The sequence below is a fragment of the Actinocrinis puniceicyclus genome, assembly GCF_018283645.1.
Classification (GTDB): domain Bacteria; phylum Actinomycetota; class Actinomycetes; order Streptomycetales; family Catenulisporaceae; genus Actinocrinis; species Actinocrinis puniceicyclus.
On record NZ_JAGSXH010000229.1, the window covers coordinates 1 to 4,607 of the forward strand.

Consider the following 4,607-nt stretch of genomic DNA (forward strand, 5'->3'; position numbering starts at 1 on the left):
GGGCCGGTTACCGGCGGGTTCGGGCGTCTCGTCGGGTTCGGGTGTGTCGAGCGCGGTGCCGATGTCCGCGACTTCGAAGAGGCGCGCTACGAACGTTTCGAGTCGTGGTTGGGCGCGCAGCCAGTCCAGCAGTGTCGTGTGGTGGCGTACCGGTGGGCGCCAGCCTTGTTCGGCGAACCATTCGCGTGTGTCGAGGCGGCCTCGTGCGTGGTCGCGGCTGATGCGGGAGCCCCGCTGTACCCAGCCGGTGACGTAGCCGTCGCTGAGGGGTGGTTGTGCGTCGCACCATGCGGCCAGGCCGTCGGCCAGGTACCAGCGTCGGGGGTCGCCGGCGGCGGGCAGCCATTGTGCGAGCCGGCAGGCCAGGTCGCGTTGCCAGGTTCCGTCGCGGTGTTCGAGCAGGAGGGCGAGCAGGATCCTGCGTAGGCGCGGCTCGCGGTAGGTTCCGTCTGGCTGTTGCCATGCCGCGTCGCGCAGCACGGGGCTGGTGAGCCATTCCAGTGCTTCCGCCGGTTCGTCGGCGCAGAGCACTCCGGCGAGGTAGAGGGGGGCGAGTTGTCCGTAGGCCTCGTCGTGTGCGGCGTGGTCGGTGGTTTTGAGCGTGGTGCGCAGTTGGGTGCGCAGGGTTTTGAGGTGTGGCCGCAGGTGTGCCAGGTCGTGCGCGGGCGTGTATGCCAGTCGCCGCATGACTCGCTCGGGGATGCGCCCGGCGATCAGTGTTCGTAGTTCGGGCCACTCGACGCGGGCGTTGCTTTCGTCGAGCGCGCGCGCCTGTGCTCCCCACGCCATGGCGATGACTTTAGTGCCTCGGGGCGGTTGCTCGCCGTCGCCACCGGTGAACCGGTCCCTCTGCCCCGGGGTTGTGGCTGTGAGTGTTCTTATATCAGCGGTGGTTGGATGGCTGCGGGTCGTCGTGCCGCGGGTGGTTTGCTCGCCGGGGTCGGGGTGCCGGGGGTGATCCGCCGCGCGCCGCTGTCGCCGTCGCGGCCGATGCCGAATTCGTGTGCGTATTGCTTGACCAGTGTGGTGATGCGCTGTTGGTACTGCTTGGGTGCGTGGGAGCCGGCGCGGTAGAGCGTCTCGTAGCGTTCGACGAGGTCCGGGTGGTTGGCGGTGAGCCAGGCGGTGTACCACTGGCGGGCGCCTGGGCGCAGGTGCAGCACCAGTGGGGTGATCGATCGGGCGCCGGCTTGTGCGATCGCGGCCACGGTGGTGCGCAGCTGTGACGGTGTGTCGGTCAGGTAGGGAAGGATCGGTGCCATGAGCACGCCGGCGCCGAGCCCTGACTCGTGCAGTGCGTTGACGGCGTCGAGCCGGCGTAGTGGGCTGGGTGTGCCGGGTTCCGCGGTGCGCCACAGTTGTTCGTCGACGGAGCCGATCGAGAAGTTCACTGATACCGGGACCTGTCGGGCGGCCTGTTCGAGCACCGGCAGGTCGCGCAGGATGAGTGTGCCCTTGGTCAGGATCGACAGCGGTGTGTGTGCGGCCGCCAGTGCTTCGATGATCGGCGGCATCAGCCGGTAGCGTCCCTCGGCGCGTTGGTAGCAGTCGACGTTGGTGCCCATCGCGACGTGTTCGCGGCGCCAGGAGGGCCTGGTCAGTTCGCGGCGCAGCACCTGCGGCGCGTTGACCTTGACCACGATCTTGGAGTCGAAGTCGTGTCCGGGGTCCAGGTCGAGGTAGGTGTGGGAGTTGCGGGCGAAGCAGTAGACGCAGGCGTGGGTGCAGCCGCGGTACGGGTTGATCGTCCAGGAGAACATCGGGGACGGGCCCGGGACGCGGTTGAGTACTGTTTTGGCCTTTACTTCGTAGAAGGTGGTGCCGCGGAACTCGGGGGTGTCGAACGTGCGTGTGACGGCGGTGCTGTCGAACAGTTGCAGTTGGCCGTCGCGTGGCTCCTGTCGTGCGTCCACCAGCTGGCCCGACCATCGCATGGCCTGAGTATAGAACAGGTGTTCGATAGGTTGTCAACGCTGCGGGTGTCGCGGCCCGGGCCGGCCCGGTGCCGTGCTGCGGGTGCCATGCTGCGGTCGGCGGTCGGCTGAAGGAGAGCTCTCGCCGATCGGTAACTTTCATCCCGACAGCGGCGCATTCGTCCGTTGAGCTGGGGTGCGCGGCCGGCGGTCCGGCGTGGGCGGCGCGGTGCGTTGCAGGGTTCGACGGGTCGAATCTACGGTTCCGAAACCGCGCGGCGACCGATACTTGCGCGCGGATTGCCACAGGAGGGACCGCGATGTCCGAGCAGCTTCCGGCCCGTCCGCGCGGCCGGCGCCCGCCCTCGGGGGCCAGCCGCCGACAGTTCCTCGGGGGCGCCGGGGCGGGGGTGTTCGCGCTCGGCCTCGGTACCTCGGCCGCGCAGCAGCTGCTCGCGACGCCGCAGGCGCGGGCCGCGTCGTTCGGGTACAGCAGCGGCGGCGGGTATTTCACCGTCACCACCGGAGCGGGCCTGAGCTTCAAGATCAGCCAGTCGAACGGCGACATGACCTCGCTGGTGTACAACGGCGTGGAGCTGACCGCGGCCAGCCGCCCGTCGAACGTCGAGTCGGGGCTGGGCAGCGGCGCGAGCGTGAGCGCCTACCAGAGCGGCGCCTACGTCGTGGTGAGCGAGTCGGTGAGCAACTGGTACGGCAGCGGCACCCTGCACCACTACTTCGTGGTGCGCAGCGGCGAGAACAACATCTACATGGCGACCTACGTCAGCTCGGCCGGGGCCGGTGAGCTGCGCTGGATCCAGTCGCTCAACCGCAGCATCCTGACCAGCTTCTCCACCCCGGCCGACATCAGGGGCGGCACGGCGATCGAGTCGAAGGACATCTACCTGGTGGGCGGCCAGACCCGTTCGAAGTACTACGGGAACCGGCAGGCGAAGGATCTGACCATCCGGGGGGCGAGCGGCAGCGGCGTCGGGGTGTTCATGTGCTTCGGCAACCGGGAGAGCAGCAGCGGCGGGCCGTTCTTCCGCGACATCGAGCAGCAGGGCACCTCGGACTCGATCCAGGTCTACAACTACCTGTGGTCCGGCCACAACGACACCGAGCCGCAGCGGCTCGGCGTGCTCTACGGCCCGTATGCGCTGATGGTGACCGGCGGTTCCACGCCCGCGGCGCCCGATCTGGGTTTCATGGAGGGTTTCGGTTTCGCCGGGACGGTCGGCGCGTCAGGCCGCGGACACGTCACCGGCGTCGCGAGCGGCGTGTCCGCGGGGGCGGCGGCGTTGGTCGGCTGGGCGAACTCCACCGCGCAGTACTGGGCCGCGCCCGCGTCGGACGGCGGCTTCACCAGCCCGGCGATGAAGGCGGGCACGTACACCCAGACGCTCTACCAGGGTGAACTGGCGGTGGCCACGCGTAGTGTCACCGCGTCCGCGGGCGCCACCGCCGCAGGCCAGAACATCGCCTCGACGTGGTACACGCCCGCTTCGCCGGTCTTCCGGATCGGCACCTGGGACGGAACGCCCTCGGGTTTCAAGAACTGGGCGAACCTGACCGTGATGCACCCCTCCGACAGCCGGGACGCGGCCTGGGGGCCGGTGACCTACACCGTCGGCTCCAGCCAGGCCGGCGATTTCCCGGCGTATCAGTGGAAGGGCGTGAACAACCCGACGACGGTGGTGTTCAACCTGGCCTCCAGTCAGATCGCCGCCTGCACGGTGCGTATCGGGATCACCGCCGCCTTCGCCGGGGGCCGGCCGCAGGTCACCGTGAACAACTGGACCTCGTCCGCGCCCCCGCCCTCCACGCAGCCCTCGTCGCGCAGCCTGACCATCGGCACCTACCGCGGCAACAACGCGCTGTACACGTTCGACGTGCCGGCCGCGGCGTTCGTCGCCGGGACGAACCGGATGACGATCAGCGTGATCAGCGGTTCCAGCGGCACCGCGTACCTGAGCCCGGGCTACAGCTACGACTGCGTGGAGATGTACGGCGCTCAGTCCTCCGCCGGAGGCACCGTCACGGTCGCGAACCCCGGTGACCAGTCCGCGAGCGTCGGCACGGCGATCAGCGCCGTGCAGGTGCACGCGACCGATTCGCTCGCCGGGCAGTCGTTGACGTTCACGGCCGGGGGGCTGCCGGCGGGCCTGTCGATCAGTTCCTCCGGGCTGATCTCCGGCACGCCGAGCGCCGCCGGGACGTTCGGCGTGACGGTCGCCGCGAAGGACTCGACCGGCGCGTCCGGTTCGGTTTCCTTCCACTGGATCGTCTCGGGCGGTTCGGGCGGTTCGGGCGGCGGTTCGGCGGTTCGGGTCAGCTACGCGACGGCCAGTGAGTGGGCGGGCGGTTTCACCGCGAACGTGACGATCACCAACGGCGGCGCCGAGGCGATCAGCGGCTGGAGCGTGGGCTGGAGCTTCCCGGGGGACCAGAAGGTCACCAGCGCCTGGGGCGCCGCGGTGTCCCAGTCCGGCGGCGCCGTTACGGCGACGAATGTGAGCTATGACGCGGTGATCGCGCCCGGCGCGAGTGTCTCGTTCGGGTTCCAGGGCACCTGGTCGGCCAGCGACGCGGCCCCGAGCGCGTTCACGGTGAACGGGACGCCGGCCGGGTAGCGGGAGCTTTTCAGAGTCGTGCGGCCCCGTCGTCGGTGACGGGGCCGCACGAGCGCGGGGG

At 69.6% G+C, this 4,607-nt stretch carries 2 protein-coding genes and 1 pseudogene; 1 reads left to right on the forward strand and 2 read right to left on the reverse strand.

The genetic code is table 11. The features are described 5' to 3' along the window. Together KGA66_RS28130 and KGA66_RS28135 are read right to left on the reverse strand one after the other, a co-directional pair. A pseudogene (locus KGA66_RS28130) lies at positions 1-789 on the reverse strand (hypothetical protein); the annotation flags it as partial. Between the two features lie 89 nt (positions 790-878). Next, positions 879-1,934, reverse strand: coding sequence for an Rv2578c family radical SAM protein (locus KGA66_RS28135; protein WP_211472482.1), 1,056 nt, complete (start codon positions 1,932-1,934; stop codon positions 879-881). Between the two features lie 299 nt (positions 1,935-2,233). Between KGA66_RS28135 and KGA66_RS28140 the strand changes: the two genes are divergently transcribed. After that, positions 2,234-4,546 (forward strand): rhamnogalacturonan lyase B N-terminal domain-containing protein, encoded by a 2,313-nt coding sequence (locus KGA66_RS28140; protein WP_211472484.1) that lies wholly within the window; start codon positions 2,234-2,236, stop codon positions 4,544-4,546. Positions 4,547-4,607: the final 61 nt, after the last annotated feature.

What these genes read in the sequence shown, in the direction of transcription:
- KGA66_RS28135 (WP_211472482.1), bottom strand. Translation starts at nt 1,934, where the DNA reads ATGCGATGGTCGGGCCAGCTGGTGGACGCACGACAGGAGCCACGCGAC.
- KGA66_RS28140 (WP_211472484.1), top strand. Translation starts at nt 2,234, where the DNA reads ATGTCCGAGCAGCTTCCGGCCCGTCCGCGCGGCCGGCGCCCGCCCTCG.